Here is a 20060-nt window from a genome sequence, read left to right as displayed (position 1 = left end):
CTACGGGGTCTGCCCGCGGCTTGCGAACACGCCCTCAGGGTCCATCTGGGCCTTGAGGGCGCGCAGGCGGTGCTGCGTGAACCCGTCGTGGAAGCGGCCCGCGCCGTGCGTGAAGTTCAGCAGCGCACGGCCGGCGTCGTAGGGCTCGAGCGCGTCGGTCAGGCGCGTCAGCGCGGCGTCGACGGCCATCGCGGCCTCCGCGTCCGGCACGATCCCGACGGCGAACAGCGCGTAGTCGGCGTGCACCTCGTCGAGCGCGCCATGGCGGGCGCTGCCGCGGGCGGTCGCCCCGCCCATGTGGCGCAGCTCGACCGAGACGATCGGCGTTCCGGCGTGGGCGACGAGCGCGTCCAGCGCGCCGTCGGAGAGCTCGCCGAGCAGCCGGTGGCCGTGCGCACCCGGGCTCGGGTCCTTCGGGTCGTTGTGGATCGCGGTGAGCTGGTCCGGCGTCATCGGGCCGATCAGGTCCGCTGCCGGCTGCAGCGCACGCAGCGGCGCGAGGATCGCGTCGTCGTCTCCGAGGACGGCGACCTCGATCAGCACGACCGGCTCGCCGCCGGGCGGGTTGACGATGCGGCAGAGCGAGCTGACGGTGTCCGGCACGGTCTTCGTCCAGTCGCGCCAGGCCCGGAAGATGCCCTCGGCACGCGCGCCCGGGAAGACGAGCGCGCCCCCGTGCAGGTCCTTCGCGGGATGGAGCTCGAGCTCGATCGCGGTGACGATCCCGTAGGTGCTGGTGTTGCCGCCGCGCAACGCCCAGAACAGCTCGGGGTGGGTCCGGGCGTCGGTGCGCACGTGCTCACCGTCGGCGGTCACGAGCTCGATCGCCGTGACGCTGTTGCAGGCGAACCCGTGCGCGCGGGCGAGCCAGCCGAAGCCGCCGCCGAGCGTGTAGCCGACGACGCCGACCGTGGGCGAGCTGCCCGCGAGCGGGGCGAGGCCGTAGCGCGCCGCGGGGCCGGTCACGTCGCCCCAGACGGCGCCGGCGCGGACGCGCGCGGTGCGGGCCCGCGGGTCGATCCGCACGCCGCGCATGTGCTTGGTGGAGACGAGCAGCGTGTGCTCGAGCGGCCCGTGCGCGCCCGCGCCGTGGCCGGTGGCCTGCGGAGCGATCTCGAGGCCGTGCTCGCGGGCGAAGTCGACGATCGCGACGACGTCGGCGTCCGTCCGGGGGAGCACGACCGCGGCGGGGCGCTGATCGACGGCCGTGTTCCAGGGCGTGCGGACCGCGTCGTAGCCGGGGTCCTCGGGGCCGTGGACCTCGCCGTGGAGGCGGGCGCGGAGGGCGTGGACGTCGGCGGAGGATCGGTCCGTGATCAGCATGCGCCGATCGTGGCCTGAGCGCGGGCCGCGCGCATCAGGGATCCTCCTAAGGCAGGGCCCGCCCTATACCCCGCCCATCTCCTTGGGCGGCCAGTAGGTGACGACCGCCTTGCCGATCACCCAGTCGCGCGGGACCGGCCCCCAGAAGCGGCTGTCTTCGGAGTTGCCGCGGTTGTCGCCCATCATGAAGTAGTGCCCGGCCGGGACCTTGATCGGGTTCAGGTTGCAGGAGGGATCGGCGCACTCGGACGCGAACGGCTCGCTCACGCGCTTGCCGTTGCGGACCACGTGGCCGTTGACGACCGCGATCGTGTCCCCGGGCATGCCGACGACGCGCTTGACGAACGTCGTGTCGGACTTCTTGCTCGTGGGCTTCGAGCACGACTGCCGGGACGCGGCGCCGTCGCTGTAGAACGGGCCCTCGCCCGGATTCCCGCACTGCTGCTCGTCCGTCCCGTTCGGCGGGGTGAAGACGGTCACGTCCCCGAGGCTCGGGTCGCCGCCGATCTTGTGCGAGAACCGGTTGACGAGGATGCGTTGGCCCATCTCGAGCGTCGGCACCATCGACTCGGACGGAATGCGGTACGGCTTGACGGCGAAGGCCTGGATCGTCAGGGCGAAGAACAGCGCCACGGCGACGGTCAGGACGAGTTCAACCGTCGAGCGGAGCGGTTTCGACTTCACACCTGCGAAGGGTAGTCAGCCCGCGCCGAAGCAGACGAACGACGCTCCGCCGGCGCTCATGAGAACGCCCTCAGCGCGAGCGTTCACGAGCGCTTGCGCCGGCTCCTCACCCGCCTGGAGCGCCTCGTCCAGCCGCAGCATCAGGCCCTTCGTCGCCGCGTCCGGGACGGGCACGACCGCCGCGATCACCGTGCTCGTGCCGAGCGTGAGCACCGCCGCGGTGAACCCCATCAGCTCGTCCCCCGCATGCACGGCCGACAGCCCCGACTCGCACGAGGCCAGCACGATCCGCTGCGGCAGGCGCGGCACGCGCTCGAGGTCGTACACCGTCACGTTCCCGTCCGCGAGCTCGAGGCTGCAGAACTGCGGGTTGTCGTCGCGGAACCGCCCGTGCGCGGCGATGTGGGCGGTGTTCGCCGTGCTGAGGGCGTCGGTGACGTTGCCGACCGTCGCCCGCGCGTGCGTGAGCGTGGTCGCCTCGGGATGCCGGCGCGCGAGCGCCTCGACCTCCTCGGTCGCGGCCGGCAGCCGCGGACCGGCGACCAGCACGTGACGCGGCGCGCGCGGCGCCGGCACGAGCGCCGCCCGGTACCAGAGCCGCACGGAGGGGCAGACCGTCAACGCGCGCCGCTCGAGGCTCGGCACCATCGCCCACGGCAGCGCGTGCAGGTCCCCGGTGGGGACGATCACGAGTGGCCGCTCGCCGCCGGCGTCGGCGAGGCCGAGCAGCGCGTCGAGCCTCGCCGCGACGGTTGCGGCGACGTCGGCCATGCCCTGCGCGGTGCGGCTGCCGGGCGGTGCGGTGGCGAGGCGGCGCAGGGCGAAGCGCAGGCTCGCGACCTCCTTCGCCACCTCGGTCGCGGAGGCGAGCCGTCGCAGCGTGGCCCGGCCGTCCGCGACCGTCACGCTGAGCAGCTCGTCGTCGAGCGCCACGAACTCGACGAGGTCGCGCTCGCCGAGCGCGACGGACAGCTCCCCGATCGACGGCACCGGGTCGACCCCGCCGAGCTTGGGCGCGAACACGTCGCCGCTCTCCCAGCGGGCCTGCAGCGCGCGCCGCCGCACCGACCGCTCGAGCGACGCCTGCCGCCGTCGCAACTCGGCCTCGGGCTGCCCGTCGCGCAGGCCCGCCTCGAGCGCGGAGGTCGTCCGCCGCAGCTCCTGCAGCTCGTGCGCGAGCGCGGCGTCGTCCGGCGGCCGCGCGGGCCGTCGCAGCAGCCCGGCCGCGCGCCGGCGCTCGGCGGCGACGAGCACCCGCTGCGCCGACCCGGACTCCACCGCGAGCCGCAGCCCGAGCGTCGCGAGCGCTTCCCCGTGCCCGGACGCGTGGGCCCGCAGCTCGGTCGCACCCAGCGCCATCTGGTGCGCCTCGAGCGCGCGCAGCCCGGCCGCGACCGCCGCGCTCGCGCCGCGCCGGTCCCCTTGCGCGAGCCGCAACAACGCCGCGGCGTGCGCCGCGCGCGTCCGCACCTGCACCGGCCCGCGGTCCCGTCGCGCCGCGGCGAGCCCCAGGTACCTCCGCGCCAGCCGCTCCCGCCCGAGCGCGAGCGCGGCCCGCCCGGCGATGAGCCGCGCATCGAGCGCCTCCACGTCCCACCCGACCCGCTCGAGCGCACGCACGGCCCGTTGCGCCGCGACGAGCGCGCCCTCGAGCCGCTCGCGCCGGCCCGCGTCGACCGGCGCGGCGTCGCCCGGGTCCGTGTCGCCCACACCCGCGCTGGCCGGGCCGGCCACACCCGCGCTGGCCGGGCCGGCCGCGCCTGCGCTGGCCGGGCCGCCGGCGCCCGTCGCGCCTCCCGCGCCGCCGCTGGCCGCGCCGCTCGCGTTCGCGCGGGTTGCCTCCAGCCACGCGGCCTCCGCCGTCGCGGCTCTTGCCAGCGCGGCCCAGCCCGGGCGGCGCTGGCGGGTGAACGCCTGATCGGCGCGGGTGGCGTGCTCGCGGGCGGCGGTCGTGTCGCCCACGAGCAGCTCCGCGTGGGCGGCGAGGAGGTGGGCCTCGGCGAGGTCGGCGGCGAAGCCCGCGGCGGCGAGCTCGGTCGCGGCGGCGTCGGCGTTCGCCTTGGCCTCGGCCGCGAGGCGGGCGGAGAGCAGCACCTCGCAGCGGTCCATGAGCAGGAGCGCGAGCGGGACGCCATGGTCGCGGTACTCGGCTTCGACGCGGTCGTACCACTTGAGCGCGCGCGGGACGTCGCCGCTGCGAGCGGCGAGCCAGCCGCGGTTGTGGCGGACCTGCGTGGCGGCGAGCGCCTGGCCGATCGACTCGTGCAGCCGCTCGGCACGCGCCAGGTCGGCCTCGGCGGCGGCCAGCGCGCCGCGGTAGATCTGCAGCACGCCGCGGTTGCACAGGAGCCGCGCCTCCCACAGCGTGTCGCCGGCCGCGCGGTGCGCGCGCAACGGCCGCCGGTAGCCCGCCAACGCCTCGTCGAGCCGGCCGAGCTTCTGCAGGACCAAGGCGCGCTGGCCTTGCGCCCGCGCGCGCAGGTGGCCGTCGAGCACGGGTTCCGCGCGGTCCAGGCACGCGAGCGCCTGCGCCGTGTCGCCGAGCAGCGTCAGCGCGAGCGCCAGGGACATGTCGGCCTCGCCGATCCGCGTCTTGAGGTCGCCGGTGACCGCGAGTGCCCGCGCGCGCTGCAGGTGGGCCACTGCGCCGGTGGGGTCGCCCAGCTCGAGCGCGGCGAGCCCGAGCGCCCGCTCCGCCACCGACCGCGCCTCGACGTCGGCGGTCTCCGCCACCACCGCGGCGGCCGCCCGGCGCGCCGCCCGCGCGTCGGCGGACGCCAGTCGCACCGCCTCCTCGGCGACCGCGAGCACGAACTCCCCTAAATCGTCGTCCAGGGCACCGCGATCTGCGCCCCGCGCAGCAGGACGTGCAGGCGCACGACCCCCGCGCGCAGCCCGTCGAGCACGAACCGGCCGAGCTCGTCCGCCTGCACCGACACGGACGCTTCGCCCGGGCGCTCGATCGTCACGACCGCCGCCGCGGGCGGCAGCAGCTGGCCCTCGAGCCGGCGCTCGCGCGGCCCGACGTCCGTCACCTCCAGCTCGATGCCCAGCGCGGGCGACTCGAAGGACAGCTGCCGCGGGCCGCCGGGGCCGCGCACGCCGGCTTCGACCGCCTCGTCCGCCGAGTCACGCAGCAGCGCGGCGAGGTCCGCGTCGATCGTGCGCCACCCGAAGGCGGCGCGGGCGGCCTCGTCGACGCCCGGCGGCACCGGGTCGACGTGGCCGACGATCCCGCGCAAGCGGGCTTCCAGATCATCCATGGCTCAGCTCCCTCCGGAGGTGTCGGACGTGGTGACGCCCTCGCCCTCGGCCAGCCCGCGGAGCCGATCCAGGCACCGCTGACGGGTCGGACCGATGCTCCCGACCGGCATGTCCAGCGCGACCGACACCTCGTCGTAGCTGGGCGGCGGGTCCGCGACCAGGAGCCGGAGCAGGGCCTGGCAGCGCTCGGAGAGCCCGCCGAAGGCCTGCCACAGCGCGCGGTCGCGCTCCTCCACCAGCAACGCGGCGTCCAGCTGCGGCTCCGTGACCTGCTCCGGGGGGTCCTCGACCGCGACCATCCGGGCGGAGTGACGCAACGTGCGCAGGCACTCCCGGCGCGCCGTCGTGGCGAGCCAGGCGCCGACGCGCTCAGGGTCCTGCAGGCGGCCCAGGTGCTCGACCAGGCGGAGCCAGGTCGTCTGCACCACGTCGGAGGCGTCCACCGTCGAGAGCCGGTGGGACCGCGCGACGGACCACACGAGCCCGTTGTAACGGTCCACCAGCGCGTCCCAGGCGGCGCGGTCGCCATCCGCTGCGGCGTGCACCAAGGAGGCCACCTCAGCCATGTCGCGCGAACGTACCATGAGCGGGCTTGACGTCGTCATGCGTCCCAACAGAGCGCCGAGCCCGCGCGCTGATACGTCAGGGCACCAACAGCAGCTTCCCGGTCGACCGACGCGCTTCCAGGTCCTCGTGCGCGCGCCGCGCGTCCTCGAGCGGGTAGCGCTCGCCGATCCGCACGTCGAGCGACCCGTCGGCCACCCAGCCGAGCACCGCGCCCGCCCGCTCGAGCAGCTCCTCGCGCGTCGCGGTGTACTGCGGGAGCCCGGGACGCGTCACGTACAGCGACTTCGCCTGCAGCTCCTGTGGGTCGAACTCCGGCGCCGGTCCGCTCGACATCCCGTACAGGACCATGAAGCCCCGCGCGCGCAGCGACGCGAGCGAGTCCTCCCACGTGGTCGCGCCGACCGCGTCGTAGACCACGTGCGCCCCGCCGAGCGCGAGCGCCCGCTCGCGCACGTCCTCGTAGCGCAGCGTCTCGTCCGCGCCCGCCGCGCGCGCGAGCGCGGCCTTCTCCTCCGAGGACGTCGTCGCCAGCACGTGCCCGCCCAGCGCCTTGACCATCTGCACGAGCAGCAGCCCGACGCCGCCCGCGGCCGCGTGGACCACGACGAGGTCGCCGGCCTGCACCGCGTAGGTCGAGTACGCGAGGTAGTGCGCGGTCATGCCCTGCAGCAGCACTGCCGCGGCCTGCTCGGACGTGACGCCGTCCGGCACCGGGATCGCCGCGCCGACCGGCACCGCGACGCGCTCGGCGTACGACGCGGGCGCCGCCACCCACGCGACGCGGTCGCCCTCGGCGACGTCGCCGGCACCGCGCAGCACCGTGCCCGCGCCCTCCGCGCCGACGATCAGCGGCACCTTCGCGCGCCCGTACGCGGCCCCTCGCCCTTCGCGCTCGTAGACGTCGCGGTAGTTGACGCCGACGGCCTCGACCTGCACCAGCAGCTGGTCGTCGCCCGCCACCGGCTCCGGCTCGTCCCGCAGCTGCAGGACCTCGGGGCCGCCCTTCTCCTCGATCACGATCGCGCGCATGACCGGCACTTTCGCAGTACGAGCCCCACGCTGAGCCCGAAGGCGACGTGGTCGGCCCACTGGCGCCCCTGCGGCAGCGCGGCGATCGGCGGGACGAAGCGGCCGAGCACGGCCAGGTCGAGCGCGGCGATCGCCACCCCGCCGACCGCACCCCACAGCGGCTCGCGGCCCTCCGGCAGGAGCCGCTCCAGCACGGCCGCCCACCCGAGCGACAGCGCGCCGTGCACGGGCGCGCCCGCGGCGAGCAGGACGAGCGTGCGCTCCTCGCGCGGCAGCAGCACCTTCCCGAGCGCGCGGCCGCCCTCGGCCGGGTCGCCGCCCTCGAGCAGCGTCCAGACCGTGGAGGGCGCGCCGGAGACGATGGAGCCGACGAGGCCGGCCAGCAGCGCATCCCGTGAGCGGCTCATCAGGCGAAGGCTAGGCTCTCGCGCCTTGCTCGGAGTGATCTTCGACTGCGACGGAACGCTGGTGGATTCGGAGCCGCTCTCGGGAGAGGCGTGGCGTCGCACGCTCGCGCCCTACGGCTACGCCGTCACCGACGCAGACCTCGAGGCGTGCCTCGGGACGACCTACAAGCGGACCCACGCGTACATGTCGCAGCGCGTGGAGATCCCGCCCCCAGAGACCCTCAAGGTCGACCTGCACGCGACGTTGTTCGGGCTCTATGAGACGCAGCTGAAGCCGTTCCCGGACGCGCTGCAGGCGCTCGCGGAGCTGCGCGAACGCGGAGTGCCGGTGGCGGTGGCTTCCTCGTCGGTGCGTGAGCGGCTCGACCGGACGCTCGCGAGCGTCGGACTCGAGTTCGACATCACGATCGCCGGCGACGAGGTCGAGCACGGCAAGCCTTCGCCGGACATGTTTCTGCGCGCCGCGGAGCGGCTAGAAATCGCTCCGAAACGATGCGTCGTCGTCGAGGATTCGGCTCCCGGAGTGGCCGCGGGTCGCGCGGCCGGGATGCCCACGCTGGCGGTCTGCAGAGTGCCCGGGACGGAGGCGTCCCTGGCGGTAGCGGACCGCGTCGTCAACATAATTAGCGCGGCTGGAATACTTGCGCTGGGGGCGCTTTAGGAACCCAAAGTTCCCGCTCAGAGCAAAAGCGCCACGCAAAGTTGACAGCTTGATGACTTTTTGTGTCGGGAGGCGTAGATTGATTCACGTCTTCTGGAGGTTGCAATGGCCGAAGCTGAAACGCACCCGGCGCAGGGCTCGGGTGAGCTGGACGAATCGCTGCTCAGGGCGATCTCCCATCCGCTCAGACATCGTTTGCTGGGAATGCTCGACGGGCGGACCGCCAGCCCGAACCAATTGGCGCGTGAGCTCGACCTGCCGTTGGGGCGGGTCAGCTACCACATCCGCCTGCTGAACGACCTCGGAGCGATCGAGCTGGTGCGCACCGAGCCGCGACGCGGCGCGCTCGAGCACTTCTACCGAGCCGTCACCACGGTCTGGTTCAGCGAAGCCGACTGGCAGAAGCTGCCGCGTTCTGCACGCCGGGGGATCCTGGGGCAGAACCTCCAGCACATCTTCGGGAGCGTCACCGCGGCCGCGGACGCCGGCGGGTTCGACAGCCCGTCCAGCGTCGTCCTGCGGGCGCCGCTGGAGCTCGACGAGCAGGGTGCCACCGAGATCGCGGAGCTGCTGCGCGAGACCGTCGAGCGGGCGCGGGAGATCAACGCGCGCGCGTCCGAGCGGCGCTCGAACGGCAACGGCTCGTCCAAGGTCCCGATGGAGCTGGCGATCCTGCACTACGAGCACCAGGAATAAGCTCTCCGGCCAATGGCCGGAACCCGACGCGCGCTCGTCGCGATCGCCGCTGCACTCGCGCTGGCCGACGCGTCGATCGTCGCGCTCGCGCTTCCGCCGATCCTGGTCGAGTTCGACACGACGATCACCGGCGCGGCCGCGATCGTCGGCGTCTACGCGCTCGTCCTCGCCGCCTGCATCTGGCCGGCCCGCGCCCTGCGCCCGGGCCCGGCCGGGCTGCTGCTGTTCGCGGCCGCCTCGATCGGCTGCGCCGTCGCCCCGAACCTGTGGGTGATGCTGGGCTTCCGCGCGCTGCAGGCCGCCGGCGCGGCCGCGGCGCTGCTGACCGCCTTCCACGTCCTCGAGGCCGGCGACTCGCGCGCGGGCCGACGCTGGTGGCTCGGCGCCGCCCTGATCGGCACGGCCGCGGGCCCGGCGATCGGCGGCGTGCTCACCGAGGCCTTCGACTGGCGGGCGATCTTCGTCGTGCAGGTCCCGCTGGCCCTGGCCGCCGCCTGGGCGTGCCGGGCGACGCCCACGCCGGCCGGGCGGGAGAAGCCCGCCGGGGCGGCGAGGTCGCGCGAGTGGCCGGCCGCCCCCGCCGTCGCCGGGCCGGTCTCGTGGCCGAACCTCGCCGCGCTCGCGTTCACCGCCGCCGCGTTCACGGCCGTGCTCTTCCTGCTCGTGATCGAGCTCGTGGCGGGCTTCGCGATCTCGCCGCTGCGGGCTGCGCTCGGCGTCTCGGTGCTGCCGCTCGCCGCGCTCGCCGCCGCCGCGCTGCCCGGCTCGGTGGACATCCGCGCGCTGGGCGGCGCGCTGCTGCTCGCGGGTGGCGCCGCCGCGCTCGCGTTCCTGCCGGCGGCGAGCGTCGCGTGGACGCTCGTGCCGCAGATCCTCGCGGGCGCGGGGATGGGCCTCGCGCTGCCCGCGCTCAGCCCCGAGCGTGATCTGGAGGAGGCCGCGCGGACGCTGGTCGCGCGCCACGTCGGCATCGTGCTCGTGCTCGCCATCCTCGCGCCGATCGCCACCGCGCAGCTCACCCGCGCCACCGACGAGGCGATCCTCAAGGGCGCGTCGCTCGTGCTGGACGCGCAGATCGACCCGCTCAAGAAGCTGCAGCTCGCGCCGGCCCTGCTCGACGACATCGACACGGACGCGCCGCGCGAGACGCTCGACCAGGCCGTGGACGCCCAGCGCGGCGGCTTCGCCGACAGCGCGGACGTCTACGACCGGCTCGGGCAGCGGCTGGACGACGTGGTGGTCGCGGCGGTGCTGGAGGCGTTCCGGGTCGCGTACCTGATCGCCGCCGCCCTCGCGCTGCTCGCCGCGCTGATCTACGTGCGCCTCTTCCGTCGCCCGGCGATCCTGCTCGCGGCGGCGGTCGCGGTCGGCGCGGCGGTCGTCTACGCCACCGAAGCGCGCTCGGACCGCACGCCGTCGGTCACGCTCGCCGACCCGTGCGACCCGCGGGAGGTGCCCGGCGCGAGCGGCCTGTCCGGCGAGATCCAGGCGCGGGTGCTGGCGCAGCTCAACGAGGCGGCGTGCAAGGTCGGCGTCTCCCGCGAGGAGCTCGCCCTCGCCATCTTCGACGAGGGCCGCGCCGCGGACTTCGAGCGCGAGCACGGCGTCGACCCACGCAGCACCATCAACCTGCTGTCACTGCTCGGCTAGCAGCTCGATCCGCCACACGCCGCCGGCCGACGTCACCGCGCACGCGCGCCCGGCGTCGGCCGCCAACGCGCCGAGGTCGATCGGCGCCTCGCGATCGGTCGCGAGCACCACGAGCACGTCGGCGGGGCCCACGTCGCGCAGCGCGGCCCGTGCCCGCAAGAGTGGCACCGGGCACCGCAAGCCTCGAGCGTCGAGTAGTACCTCCACGATCCGGGTTAGATGATGCCGTGGCCCAAGTCGAGCTGTTCGTCTTCCTGTTGTTCGCCGTCGTCGTGCTGGCGGGGCTCGGCCTGCGCTCGGGCGTCCCGTACCCGGTGGTGCTCGTGGTCGGCGGTCTCGTCATCGGGCTCGTCCCGGGCCTGCCGTCGCCGGAGGTGGACCCGGACATCATCCTGTTCGTCTTCCTGCCGCCGCTGCTGTACGCGGCCGCGATCGGGGTCTCGACCTCCGAGCTGAAGGCGAACGCCAAGCCGATCGGCCTGCTCGCCGTCGGCCTGGTGCTGGTGACGATCGCCGCGGTGGCCGCGGTCGCCAACGTGGTGCTCGGCATCCCGTGGGCCGCGGGCTTCGTGCTCGGCGCGGTGCTCGGCCCGACCGATCCGGTGTCGGCCGCCGCCGTCCTCGACCGGCTCGGGGTGACCGGCCGCGCCAAGACGATCCTCAAGGGCGAGTCGCTGGTCAACGACGCGAGCGGCCTGACGGCCTACCGGCTCGCGGTCGCCGCCGTGGGGGCCAGCGCCGGCTCGGTCTTCGAGATCACCGGCAAGTTCGTCGGGGTCGCGCTGGGCGGCATCGCGATCGGGCTCGTGGTCGGCTGGGTCTTCGCCCACCTGCGCCGGATCGTCACCGACCCGTCGCTCGACGTCGCGCTGAGCCTGCTGACCCCGTTCGTCGCCTACGTCCCGGCCGAGGAGGTGCACGTCTCGGGCGTGCTGGCGACGGTCACCGCCGGCCTGTTCATCGGCGCCCGCTCGCTGGACATCATCGAGCCGTCCACGCGCCTGCGCACGCTCGCCTTCTGGGAGTCGACGGCGTTCCTGCTCGACGGCCTGCTGTTCGTGCTGATCGGCCTGCAGGTGCCGACGATCATCGAGCGCATCGAGGACGCCGACTTCGTCACGCTCGGCCTCTACGCGCTGCTGATCACGGCCGTGGTGATGGGCGTGCGCGCGCTGTGGATGCTCGTCATCCCGACGTTCCTGCACTCGGACACCACGAAGGCGGAGCGGATCGTGATCGCGTGGAGCGGCATGCGCGGCGGCGTCTCCCTGGCGGTCGCGCTCGCGATCCCGGTCGACGACTTCCCGAACCGCGACCTCGTCATCTTCGTCGCCTACGCGACGATCGTCCTGACGCTCGTGCTGCCCGGCCTGACGCTGTCGGCGCTCGTCAAGCGGCTCGGCCTCCAGCAGAGCGAGGAGCACAAGCGCCAGGACGCCGAGGCGCGCCTGAAGCTCACGCAGGCGGCGCTCGACCGCCTCGACGAGCTCGAGGATGACGCGCCCGACCACGTGGTGCAGCGCCTGCGCGACCGCTACGGCTCGCGCCTCGAGCGGCTGGAGGCGCGCGTCGAGGGCAACCACGACGAGGACGGCCAGACCGACGTCGCCCGCGCGGGCAAGCTGATGGCGGAGATGATCGAGGCCGAGCGCGAGGTGCTGCGCGGGATGCGGCGGGATCAGGAGTACCCGACGGACGTCCTGCGTGAGATGGAACGCGAGCTCGACCTCGACGACTCACGTCTGCGTGCCAGGATTCGGCTCTGAGATGCTCGCCGCGATCCTCGAGACCGACGACGCCGAACGCCTGTACATGGGGCTGTCGCTGCTCGTCAGCGCCGCCGCCGCGGGGGAGAAGGCCCGCGCGCTCGTGGGCTTCGGCGCGCTCACCGCGCTGTTCGACCCGCCGCCGCCCCGGCACGTGATCGAGGCCGAGCGCGAGCCGTTCCGCGCCACGCTCAGCGCGCTCCGCGACACGGCGCTCGCCACCTGCGACGTCAAGGCCTGCGCGGCCGCGGCCCAGGCCACGGGCGTCAGCCGGCTCGCCACGATCTCCACGCCGCAGTTCCTGGAAGAGACCGCGGGCGCGCGCCTGGTGTTCGTGTGAGGTGGGCGCTCGCCGTCGCGGCGGCCGTCGTCCTCGCCGGCTGCGGCTCGCCCGCGCCCGACCTGTTCGAGGTCAAGCGCACGGGCGCGGACACCAACGCGAACCTCACGCTGCTGGTGTCCGACGACGGCAGCGTCACGTGCAACGGCGGCAAGCGCCACCCGATCCCGAACGAGACCCTGCTGCGCGCGCGGGAGCTCGAGCGCGACCTGTCCGAGCAGGCGGAATTGCACCTCGTGCTCGAACCCGCTCGGGATTCCGTGCTCACCTACGGTGTACGCATGGAAGCCGGGACCCTCTCCTTCGCCGACACCTCCCGCCCGATGCCCGCGCCGTTCGCGCGGCTCATGGCCTTCACCAAGGACGTGGGCGAGGACGTCTGCGGGATCGTGCGGCGCTGACATGGATCCGCAAGCGGCCATCGCGTCCGGTCGTCTCCCGTGGCTGCTCCGCGAGCAGCCCGAGCTGGCGGCGGCGAAGGACGCCAACGGCGTCTCGATCCTGCTGCTCGCCCGCTATCACCGCAACGCGGAGGCGACCGCCGCGCTGATCGCCGCCGGCGCGCCCATCACGCCGCTGGAAGCGGCCGCGCTCGGCGAGACGGCGCTGTTGGAGGGCGCGGACCTGTCCGTCCGCAGCGGCGACGGCTTCACGCCGCTGCACCTGGCGGCGTTCTTCGCCGGCCCGGAGACGGTCAGGGCCATCCTCGCCGCCGGCGCCCCGGCCGACGCCGACGCGGTCAACCGCTTCAAGGGCCGCCCGATCCACGGCGCCGCCGCGGCGGGCGACATCGAGTCCGTCGCGGCGCTGCTGGAGGCGGGCGCCAATCCCAACGTCCAGCAGGAGGGCGGCTACACGCCGCTGCACACCGCCGCGCACACCAACTCGCGCGAGCTGGTCGAGCTGCTGCTGCGCCACGGCGCGAACCCCGCGCTCGCCGACGACGAGGGCGTCATGCCACGGGACATGGCGACGGACGAGGACGTCCGCGCGCTGTTCAACCCGTGAAGTGGACCTTGCCGTTCGACCGCGCGCGGGCCTGCGCGCGGTCGATGAAGTCGAGCCGCTTGATCGCGGCGCGGCACAGCCGCGCGACGAGCTTCATGCGCGCGGTCTCCGAGCGCAGGTCGAGCAGGCCCTGCTTGGCGTCCAGCCCGAACTCGACGGTCGCGGCCATCGCGTAGGCGCTCATCGCGGCGATCTCGTCCGGGTCCGGCGTCTTGTCCGTGGCCTGCAGCACGAGCTCGGCGTAGGCGCCGTGGGCGGCCGCGGCGGCGTCCTCGTCGAGCGGCTCGTCGCGGTCGTCGAGGAACTCCACGACGCCCGCCGGGTACGCGAGCTCATCCTGGCGCGAGTCGATCCGGAACGGCCGCGTCCCGCGCGCGAGGAGGTTGATGCGCCCGTCGGGCATCCGCTCGAGCACCTCGGCGATCTCGCAGGCGCAGCCGATCGGCCGCAGCCCGTCGTCGGCGAGCCAGACGATGCCGAACTCGGACTCCTCCTCCAGGCAGCGCGCGACCATCGCCTTGTAGCGCTCCTCGAAGATGTGGAGCGGGATCAGCTCGCTCGGCAGGGCGACCAAGCCGAGCGGGAACAGCGGGAAATCGCGCACCGTCTCCACGACGATCCAGTCTACGGCTCACCCCGTAAAGCGGATGATGGCCACGACCGCCCTCGTCTGGTTCCGGCGCGATCTGCGCGTGCACGACCACCCGCCGCTGCGGGCCGCGCTGGACGCGTTCGAGCGCGTCGTGCCGGTGTTCGTGCTGGACCCGCGGCTGCTGGAAGGACGGTTCGAGAGCGAGTACCGCGCGGCGTTCCTGCTCGACTGCCTGAAGGACCTGCGCAAGGCGCTGCAAGAGCGCGGCGGCAACCTGGTGGTGGTGCGCGGCACGCCGGAGCAGGAGCTGCCGCGGTTGGCGCGTGAGCACGGAGCCACCGCCACGTACTTCGCGTCCGACGTCTCGCCGTTCGCGATGGGGCGCGACCAGCGGGTCGAGGCGGCGCTGACCGAGGCCGGCGTCGAGCCGCGCCGCACGCCCGGCAACTTCATCGCCGACATCGGCAAGGTCAAGCCCTACAGCGTCTTCTCCCCGTTCTGGCGCGCGTGGCGCGAGCTGCCGCGGCGGGACGTGCTCGGCGCGCCGCGCACGGTCACGGTGCCGTCGAACCTCGCGGTCGGCACGATCCCGGCGCCCGGCAAGCGCGGCGACCAGCACGGGGGAGAGGCGGCCGGCCGCAGGCAGATGCTCGCGTTCGACCCGGCGACCTACGACGACGCGCGGGTGAACATGGCGCTGCAGACCTCGCGCCTGTCCGCCTACCTGCACTTCGGCTGCGTCAGCGCCCGCGAGCTGGAGACCCGCTCGAGCGGCAAGTTCGCCCGCCAGCTCGCGTGGCGCGACTTCTACGCGCACGTCCTGCTCAAGCACCCGCGCAACACCCGCCACGCCCACCAGGCGGAGATGGACGCGATCGAGTGGGAGGGCGAGGACGAGCACTTCCACGCGTGGTGCGAGGGCCGCACGGGCTATCCCGCGGTCGACGCGGGTATGCGCCAGCTCGCGCAGACGGGCTGGATGCACAACCGCGCCCGGCTGATCACGGCGAGCTTCCTGGTCAAGGACCTGCACATCGACTGGCGGCGCGGCGAGCAGCACTTCATGCGCTACCTGATCGACGGCGACGTCGCCCAGAACAACGGCAACTGGCAGTGGATCTCGTCCGTCGGCGTCGATCCCGCGCCGCTCTACCGGCGCTTCTACAACCCCACGTTGCAGCTCCAGCGGCACGACCCCGACGGCGACTACGTGGCGCGTTGGGCGCCGGACAGCCAGACGATCACGCCGATCGTCGACCATGCGGTGGAGCGCAAGCGGACGATGGAGGCGTACGGGCGTGCCCGCGGCACGTAAGCTGCCGCGCTGAGTGCCCGAACAACAGCTCTACGTCCAGCGCGACCAGCCCGAGGGCGTCCCGCCGCTGCACCTCACCGGCGAGCGCACGCTCCCCGACGTCCCGGAGGAGAACTACTGGTTCCGCCGGCATCTGGTGGTCTACGAGTGGATCGCCGACCGCGTGCACGGCCGCCGGGTGGTGGACCTGGCGAGCGGTGAGGGCTACGGCGCCGACGTGCTGGCCAACACCGCCGCGCACGTGATCGGCGTCGACGCGAACCCGGAGGCCTTCGAGCACGCCAAGGCCAAGTACAAGCGGGTCGAGTTCGAGCGCACGATGGTGGAGATCTGGCAGGGCGACGTCGACTGCGTCGTGTTCCTGCAGACGATCGAGCACATCCAGGACCCGGACGCGATGCTCGCCCACATCCGGTCGCTGATCGAGCCGGACGGCGTCGCCTACGTCTCCACGCCGAACGTGCTCACGCTCGCGCCCAAGGGCGAGGAGCGCTCGGGCAACCCGTGGCACGTCCGCGAGTACAAGCCGGACGAGTACCGGGAGCTGTGCGAGCGTCACTTCTCGCGCGTCGAGCTGCTCGGGCTGTTCCACGCGCGCAAGCTGCGCGCGCATCAGGTGGCGATCGAGCACCTGGGCTGGGACCGGGTGCATCAGTCGCTGCACCTCACGCGCCCGTTCTACGAGCGCTTCAACCCGGCCATCAGCGCCCGCGACTTCACGCTGCGCGCGGGCGCGCTCGACCGCAGCCTGGACCTGCTGGCGGTGCTGCGCCCGTGAAGCGCTGCTCGATCGTCCTGCACACGCACATGCCCTACGTCGAGGGCTTCGGGACGTGGCCGTTCGGCGAGGAGTGGCTGTGGGAGGCGGTCGCCACCAGCTACCTGCCGCTGCTGGACGTGCTCGACCGCCACCCGGGCAAGGTCACGCTGTCGATCACGCCCGTGCTGGCCGACCAGCTGGAGGCGCCGGGCGCGCTCGACCGCTGCCTGCGCTTCCTGCGTGAGATCCGGCCCGCCTCGCACGCCCTCGACCTCCCGGACCACCCGCAGCTCGAGTACAGCGCCCACCGCTACGAGCAGGCCGCGGACGCGCTCGAGCGCCGCGGCGACCTGATCGCCGCCTTCCGCCCGCACGTGCAGTGGACGTCGGCGGCCACGCACGCCGTCCTGCCGCTGCTCGCGACCGACGCCGGCTTGCGCTTGCAGGTGGAGACCGGGATCGCCTCGCACCGCGAGCGCTTCGGCGCCTGGCACGGCGGCTTCTGGCTGCCCGAGTGCGCGCACGCGCCGTGGATCGACCATCTGCTCGAGGAGGCCGGCGTCCACGTCACCTGCGTCGACTGGACCAACGTGGGCGTCGGCGATCCGCGCCGGACCGAGGCCGGCATCGCGCTCGTCCCGCTCGACCGGCACGGCATCGACCTCGTCTGGGACCACCGCGGCTACCCGTCGCACGGCGATTACCGCGACACGAACCGGCTGACCGCGCACGCGCACCAGGCGTGGGCGGTCGACGGCACCGCGTACGACCCGGAGCGCGGTCACGCCCGCGCGCGCGTGGACGCGGAGCGCTTCGTGCGGGATCTCACAGAGGGCGCCGTCGTGGCCTTCGACACCGAGCTGTTCGGCCACCACTGGCACGAGGGCGTGACGTTCCTCGAGCGCGTGCTCGAGCTGGCCCACGTGGTGCCCGTCGCGGTCGACGACCCGGCGCCCGCGCCGGCGGAGGTGCCGCCGACGAGCTGGGGCGAGGGACGGGACCTGCGCACGTGGAGCGCGCCCCGGGCGGGCGGCATCGCGTGGGCGCAGCGTCGTGCGGAGTTGACCGCGCTCGGCACGGAGGCCGGCCCGCGTGCGCTGCGCGAGCTGCTCGCGCTGCAGAGCTCGGACTGGGCCTTCCAGATCGCCAACGCCAGCGCGGGCGAGTACCCCCGCGAGCGTGCGGAGGCGCACCGGGCGGCGTTCGAGGCGGCGCTCGTGGACGGGTCGTCCGACGAGCTTCGCAACCTCGCGCCGAACCTCGCGGACTGGGCATTCGTCCAGCCCTAGCCTCAAGTCTCAAGGCCCGCCGGTCGATCATTCGGATGAGGCGATGTGTAGAGTGTCGCCCGCATAAGAGCCGAGTCCCGCCTGGTCTGTCTGGGTGGGAGCGGGGGAACCGATGGAGCGTTGGTCACGCTCCCGGGGCGAATCGCCGTCAGTGACGGCGTAGCGCAGGTCTACGCGCGAGCCCGACAGCTAACCCCGTAGGCGCGATGAGACCAAGGAGTCACCAGACGTGCCCACAGCAGTTGATTCGTCGTCGTTACGCCGCTTGGCCGCGCTTGTCGTGGCCGGCACGCTCGCGCTGAGCGCGCCCGCGTTCGCCCAGACGGGCGGCGCGGAGTCGCAGCCGGCCGCGCAGGCGCCCGCGCAGACCGCTCCGGCGAAGCCCAAGAAGCCGACGACGAAGCAGATCCAGAAGGCGCTCGGCATCAAGGCCGACGGCGTCTTCGGCCCGAAGACCAAGCGCGCGCTGAAGACCTACCAGCGCCGCAACGGCCTGAAGGTCACCGGCAAGGCCGACACGGCCACGCTGCGCTCGCTCGGCCTCCTCGGCCAGCCGCAGAACTCCGCCCCGCTCGCCGCGACGCCGATCCCGGCCGAGCACAAGGCGATCCTCGATCAGATCGCCCAGTGCGAGTCCGGCGGGAACATCGCGGCCGAGTCGTCCAACGGCCGCTACTTCGGCAAGTACCAGTTCTCCCAGCCCACCTGGGAGGCCATGGGCGGCACGGGCAGCCCCGCGGAGGCCGACGAGGCCACGCAGGACCAGCTCGCCTACAAGCTCTTCCAGGCGCGCGGCACCGCGCCGTGGCCGTCCTGCTCCGAGCAGCTCGGCCTCGACGAAGACGCGTCCTAGCGCTTCAAACGCAGCCGGATCGGGCCACGGGCCGCGTCGAGGTCTTCCACGACGCGGCCTTTCTGCGTGATCTCGACCTGCGCCATCCCGTCGGCCACGCGCCGCACGTCGTCCATCAGCGGCCGGAAGTCGTCCGCCAGCGCACGTGCCGCCTCTGACGGGCAGATCGTCTTGCCCTCGTCGCGCTGGGCGAGCAGCTCGAGGATCGTGCGCTCGATGTCGTCGTCGCTCACCATCTGAGCGTCTTCGGGGTCTCCCGCATCCGCAGCAGCTTCGCGGGCGCGCCGGCGACCACCGCGTTGGACTTGACGTCCTTCGTGACGACCGTGTTCGAGCCGATCACGCAGTTGTCGCCGACGGTCACGCCGCGCAGGATGCACGCGCCGTAGCCGATCCAGTTGTTCGAGCCGACCCGCACGTCGCGCTTGTAGATGCCCTGCGCGCGGATCGGGCGCTCGACCTCGGTCACGCCGTGGTCGAAGTCGATCAGCATCACGCGGTCGGCGATCACGCACTCACGGCCGATCGAGACGTGCTGGAAGGCCGAGATCGTGCACTCCTGGCCGAGCACGGTCTTCGCGCCGATCTCGCAGACGCCCTCGTGGATGCGGATCTTCGTGCCGTGGCCGATCCACGACCAGCGGCCGAGTCGCAACACCGCGTCCTTGCCGATCTCGAAGGTGACGTTCGGGCTGACGAAGCACAGCCCGTCGGTCTGCAGCCGCTTGCCCCAGCGCAGCTTCAGCCACGCCCAGCGCGCGATCAGCCGCGCGTACTTGGGGTTGAGCATGCGGTTGCGCGCCATGAAGCGCAGGAGCGTCAACGGCGCCATCTTCCTCCGAGGATATTCTGCGGCGCTCGATGTCGGATCTCTCCGAGCGGCTGCTGAACGGCGACAAGCGGGCGCTGGCGCGCGGGATCTCGCTGGTCGAGGACGACGATCCCGCCGGCTGGGAGCTCGTCAAGGCCGTCTACCCGAGGACCGGCAACGCGTCCGTGGTCGGCTTCACCGGCCCGCCCGGCGCCGGCAAGTCGACGCTGATCGGGGCGTTGATCCGCGTCCAGCGGGCAGCCGACCGGCAGGTCGCGGTGCTGTCGATCGACCCGTCGTCACCGTTCCGTGGCGGCGCGCTGCTGGGCGACCGGATCCGCCTGACCGAGCACTTCCTCGACCCGGGCGTGTTCATCCGGTCGATGGCGACGCGCGGCGCGCTCGGCGGCCTGGCCGAGGCGTCGCTGCAGGCGGCGCTGTTGATGGACGCGGCCGGCAAGGACGACGTGTTCCTGGAGACGGTCGGCGTGGGGCAGGCGGAGGTCGACGTGATCGACCACGCCGACTCGGTCGTGCTCGTGCTCATCCCCGGCTCCGGCGACTCGATCCAGGCGCTGAAGGCGGGCGTGATGGAGATCCCGGACATCATCGTCGTCAACAAGGCCGACCACCCGCTCGCCGACACGATGGTGCGCGAGATCCGCGGCGTGCTCGCCCTCGCGCCGCACGAGGGCTGGAAGGTCCCGATCCTCAAGACCGAGGCCGCGCGCGGCGAGGGCGTGGCCGAGCTGGCCTCCAAGCTGTCCGAGCACCGGGCGTACGTGGAGGCCGAGGGCACGCTGTCCGAGCGCCGCCGCCGGAACCTCATGAGCGAGGTCCTGGGCATCGCGACGATGCGCCTGCGCCGCGCGCTGGAGGCGTCCCTGCGCGAGGACGCGGAGGTCCAGTCGCTGCTCGACGAGGTCGTCGCGCGCCGGCTGGATCCGGCCAGCGCGGCCAGCGCCATCCTCGCCCGCGGCGCGATCGATCCCGGCGCCGCCGCCCGGGACGACCTGAGCGGGTAACTCATTCGTCCAGTGCCCGT

General features: G+C 73.5%; 23 protein-coding genes and 1 riboswitch. Of the genes, 12 read left to right on the top strand and 11 right to left on the bottom strand.

Annotated features, from left to right (window positions below; all coding sequences use genetic code 11):
* The 7 genes from C8N24_RS05785 to C8N24_RS05755 all read right to left on the bottom strand — a co-directional run bounded on the left by C8N24_RS05785 (position 1) and on the right by C8N24_RS05755 (position 7274).
* Positions 1-1323: an FAD-binding oxidoreductase gene (locus C8N24_RS05785; RefSeq protein ID WP_121248886.1), complete on the bottom strand. Its 1323-nt coding sequence runs from the start codon at positions 1321-1323 to the stop codon at positions 1-3.
* 63 nt (positions 1324-1386) lie between these two features.
* On the bottom strand, positions 1387-2007 hold the full coding sequence (gene lepB / locus C8N24_RS05780; RefSeq protein ID WP_121248884.1) for a signal peptidase I: 621 nt from the start codon (positions 2005-2007) through the stop codon (positions 1387-1389).
* A 15-nt stretch (positions 2008-2022) separates the two neighbouring features.
* Positions 2023-4818, bottom strand: coding sequence for a CHAT domain-containing protein (locus C8N24_RS05775; RefSeq protein WP_121248882.1), 2796 nt, complete (start codon positions 4816-4818; stop codon positions 2023-2025).
* A gap of 8 nt (positions 4819-4826) precedes the next feature.
* Positions 4827-5270 (bottom strand): hypothetical protein, encoded by a 444-nt coding sequence (locus C8N24_RS05770; RefSeq protein ID WP_147447652.1) that lies wholly within the window; start codon positions 5268-5270, stop codon positions 4827-4829.
* Between the two features lie 3 nt (positions 5271-5273).
* Positions 5274-5837, bottom strand: coding sequence for an RNA polymerase sigma factor (locus tag C8N24_RS05765; RefSeq protein WP_170178869.1), 564 nt, complete (start codon positions 5835-5837; stop codon positions 5274-5276).
* A 76-nt stretch (positions 5838-5913) separates the two neighbouring features.
* Positions 5914-6867 carry a quinone oxidoreductase family protein gene (locus tag C8N24_RS05760; protein ID WP_121252965.1) on the bottom strand — a complete coding sequence of 318 codons (954 nt, stop codon included), beginning with the start codon at positions 6865-6867 and terminating at the stop codon, positions 5914-5916.
* Entirely contained in the window at positions 6852-7274 is a 423-nt protein-coding gene (locus tag C8N24_RS05755; protein ID WP_121248876.1) for a hypothetical protein, read from the bottom strand. Before C8N24_RS05755 ends, C8N24_RS05760 begins: the two co-directional genes overlap by 16 nt.
* A gap of 34 nt (positions 7275-7308) precedes the next feature.
* On the opposite strand from C8N24_RS05755, the gene C8N24_RS05750 reads away from it, so the two are divergent.
* The 3 genes from C8N24_RS05750 to C8N24_RS05740 all read left to right on the top strand — a co-directional run bounded on the left by C8N24_RS05750 (position 7309) and on the right by C8N24_RS05740 (position 10281).
* A complete protein-coding gene (locus C8N24_RS05750) occupies positions 7309-7935 on the top strand; it encodes an HAD family hydrolase (protein ID WP_245971907.1) in 627 nt (208 codons plus the stop codon).
* Positions 7936-8040: 105 nt separating this feature from the next.
* On the top strand, positions 8041-8631 hold the full coding sequence (locus C8N24_RS05745) for a winged helix-turn-helix domain-containing protein (RefSeq protein WP_121248872.1): 591 nt from the start codon (positions 8041-8043) through the stop codon (positions 8629-8631).
* Between the two features lie 12 nt (positions 8632-8643).
* Complete coding sequence (locus C8N24_RS05740) at positions 8644-10281, top strand: MFS transporter (RefSeq protein ID WP_121248870.1); 1638 nt, start codon at positions 8644-8646, stop codon at positions 10279-10281.
* Here C8N24_RS05740 and C8N24_RS05735 read toward each other — a convergent pair.
* A complete protein-coding gene (locus C8N24_RS05735) occupies positions 10267-10488 on the bottom strand; it encodes a sulfurtransferase TusA family protein (RefSeq protein WP_121248868.1) in 222 nt (73 codons plus the stop codon). The two genes, C8N24_RS05740 and C8N24_RS05735, sit on opposite strands and share 15 nt — an antisense overlap.
* 20 nt (positions 10489-10508) lie before the next feature.
* Here C8N24_RS05735 and C8N24_RS05730 point away from each other — a divergent pair, with 20 nt between their 5' ends.
* The 4 genes from C8N24_RS05730 to C8N24_RS05715 are packed head-to-tail and all read left to right on the top strand — an operon-like array spanning position 10509 to position 13395.
* Entirely contained in the window at positions 10509-12047 is a 1539-nt protein-coding gene (locus tag C8N24_RS05730; protein ID WP_170178867.1) for a Na+/H+ antiporter, read from the top strand.
* A gap of 1 nt (position 12048) precedes the next feature.
* A complete protein-coding gene (locus C8N24_RS05725; RefSeq protein WP_121248863.1) occupies positions 12049-12387 on the top strand; it encodes a hypothetical protein in 339 nt (112 codons plus the stop codon).
* Complete coding sequence (locus C8N24_RS05720; RefSeq protein ID WP_121248861.1) at positions 12384-12788, top strand: hypothetical protein; 405 nt, start codon at positions 12384-12386, stop codon at positions 12786-12788. The genes C8N24_RS05725 and C8N24_RS05720 overlap by 4 nt, the downstream gene beginning before the upstream one ends.
* A gap of 1 nt (position 12789) precedes the next feature.
* On the top strand, positions 12790-13395 hold the full coding sequence (locus C8N24_RS05715; RefSeq protein ID WP_121248859.1) for an ankyrin repeat domain-containing protein: 606 nt from the start codon (positions 12790-12792) through the stop codon (positions 13393-13395).
* Here C8N24_RS05715 and C8N24_RS05710 read toward each other — a convergent pair.
* Positions 13385-14008, bottom strand: a complete 624-nt coding sequence (locus C8N24_RS05710; protein ID WP_245971770.1) for an LON peptidase substrate-binding domain-containing protein — start codon at positions 14006-14008, stop codon at positions 13385-13387. The genes C8N24_RS05715 and C8N24_RS05710 overlap by 11 nt on opposite strands.
* A 37-nt stretch (positions 14009-14045) precedes the next feature.
* Here C8N24_RS05710 and C8N24_RS05705 point away from each other — a divergent pair, with 37 nt between their 5' ends.
* The 4 genes from C8N24_RS05705 to C8N24_RS05690 all read left to right on the top strand — a co-directional run bounded on the left by C8N24_RS05705 (position 14046) and on the right by C8N24_RS05690 (position 18204).
* A complete protein-coding gene (locus tag C8N24_RS05705; protein ID WP_170178866.1) occupies positions 14046-15302 on the top strand; it encodes a cryptochrome/photolyase family protein in 1257 nt (418 codons plus the stop codon).
* 13 nt (positions 15303-15315) lie between these two features.
* Complete coding sequence (locus C8N24_RS05700) at positions 15316-16080, top strand: class I SAM-dependent methyltransferase (RefSeq protein ID WP_121248855.1); 765 nt, start codon at positions 15316-15318, stop codon at positions 16078-16080.
* Positions 16077-17351 (top strand): 1,4-alpha-glucan branching protein domain-containing protein, encoded by a 1275-nt coding sequence (locus C8N24_RS05695; protein ID WP_121248853.1) that lies wholly within the window; start codon positions 16077-16079, stop codon positions 17349-17351. Before C8N24_RS05700 ends, C8N24_RS05695 begins: the two co-directional genes overlap by 4 nt.
* Before the next feature lie 58 nt (positions 17352-17409).
* A riboswitch (cyclic di-AMP (ydaO/yuaA leader) is annotated at positions 17410-17569 on the top strand.
* A gap of 47 nt (positions 17570-17616) precedes the next feature.
* Positions 17617-18204, top strand: coding sequence for a transglycosylase family protein (locus C8N24_RS05690; RefSeq protein WP_281272617.1), 588 nt, complete (start codon positions 17617-17619; stop codon positions 18202-18204).
* On the opposite strand, the gene C8N24_RS05685 is transcribed toward C8N24_RS05690, so the two are convergent.
* Positions 18201-18440, bottom strand: coding sequence for a DUF3253 domain-containing protein (locus C8N24_RS05685; RefSeq protein WP_121248849.1), 240 nt, complete (start codon positions 18438-18440; stop codon positions 18201-18203). The two genes, C8N24_RS05690 and C8N24_RS05685, sit on opposite strands and share 4 nt — an antisense overlap.
* Positions 18434-19036, bottom strand: a complete 603-nt coding sequence (locus C8N24_RS05680) for an acyltransferase (RefSeq protein WP_121248847.1) — start codon at positions 19034-19036, stop codon at positions 18434-18436. Before C8N24_RS05680 ends, C8N24_RS05685 begins: the two co-directional genes overlap by 7 nt.
* Positions 19037-19065: 29 nt before the next feature.
* Between C8N24_RS05680 and meaB the strand changes: the two genes are divergently transcribed.
* On the top strand, positions 19066-20040 hold the full coding sequence (meaB, locus tag C8N24_RS05675) for a methylmalonyl Co-A mutase-associated GTPase MeaB (protein ID WP_121248845.1): 975 nt from the start codon (positions 19066-19068) through the stop codon (positions 20038-20040).
* The last annotated feature ends 20 nt before the right edge of the window (positions 20041-20060 follow it).

The organism is Solirubrobacter pauli (assembly GCF_003633755.1).
In the GTDB taxonomy this organism is placed as follows: Bacteria; Actinomycetota; Thermoleophilia; order Solirubrobacterales; family Solirubrobacteraceae; genus Solirubrobacter; species Solirubrobacter pauli.
The sequence above is the reverse complement of the archived record's forward strand: the minus strand, read 5'-3'. Positions and strand labels throughout refer to the sequence as shown.

Excerpts from the sequence above, each read along its gene's own strand:
- C8N24_RS05685 (WP_121248849.1), bottom strand. The coding sequence starts at position 18,440 with ATGGTGAGCGACGACGACATCGAGCGCACGATCCTCGAGCTGCTCGCC.
- C8N24_RS05740 (WP_121248870.1), top strand. The coding sequence starts at position 8,644 with ATGGCCGGAACCCGACGCGCGCTCGTCGCGATCGCCGCTGCACTCGCG.
- meaB (WP_121248845.1), top strand. The coding sequence starts at position 19,066 with ATGTCGGATCTCTCCGAGCGGCTGCTGAACGGCGACAAGCGGGCGCTG.
- C8N24_RS05715 (WP_121248859.1), top strand. The coding sequence starts at position 12,790 with ATGGATCCGCAAGCGGCCATCGCGTCCGGTCGTCTCCCGTGGCTGCTC.
- C8N24_RS05760 (WP_121252965.1), bottom strand. The coding sequence starts at position 6,867 with ATGCGCGCGATCGTGATCGAGGAGAAGGGCGGCCCCGAGGTCCTGCAG.
- C8N24_RS05765 (WP_170178869.1), bottom strand. The coding sequence starts at position 5,837 with ATGGCTGAGGTGGCCTCCTTGGTGCACGCCGCAGCGGATGGCGACCGC.
- C8N24_RS05770 (WP_147447652.1), bottom strand. The coding sequence starts at position 5,270 with ATGGATGATCTGGAAGCCCGCTTGCGCGGGATCGTCGGCCACGTCGAC.
- C8N24_RS05705 (WP_170178866.1), top strand. The coding sequence starts at position 14,046 with ATGGCCACGACCGCCCTCGTCTGGTTCCGGCGCGATCTGCGCGTGCAC.
- C8N24_RS05755 (WP_121248876.1), bottom strand. The coding sequence starts at position 7,274 with ATGAGCCGCTCACGGGATGCGCTGCTGGCCGGCCTCGTCGGCTCCATC.
- C8N24_RS05725 (WP_121248863.1), top strand. The coding sequence starts at position 12,049 with ATGCTCGCCGCGATCCTCGAGACCGACGACGCCGAACGCCTGTACATG.
- C8N24_RS05745 (WP_121248872.1), top strand. The coding sequence starts at position 8,041 with ATGGCCGAAGCTGAAACGCACCCGGCGCAGGGCTCGGGTGAGCTGGAC.
- C8N24_RS05785 (WP_121248886.1), bottom strand. The coding sequence starts at position 1,323 with ATGCTGATCACGGACCGATCCTCCGCCGACGTCCACGCCCTCCGCGCC.
- C8N24_RS05680 (WP_121248847.1), bottom strand. The coding sequence starts at position 19,036 with ATGGCGCCGTTGACGCTCCTGCGCTTCATGGCGCGCAACCGCATGCTC.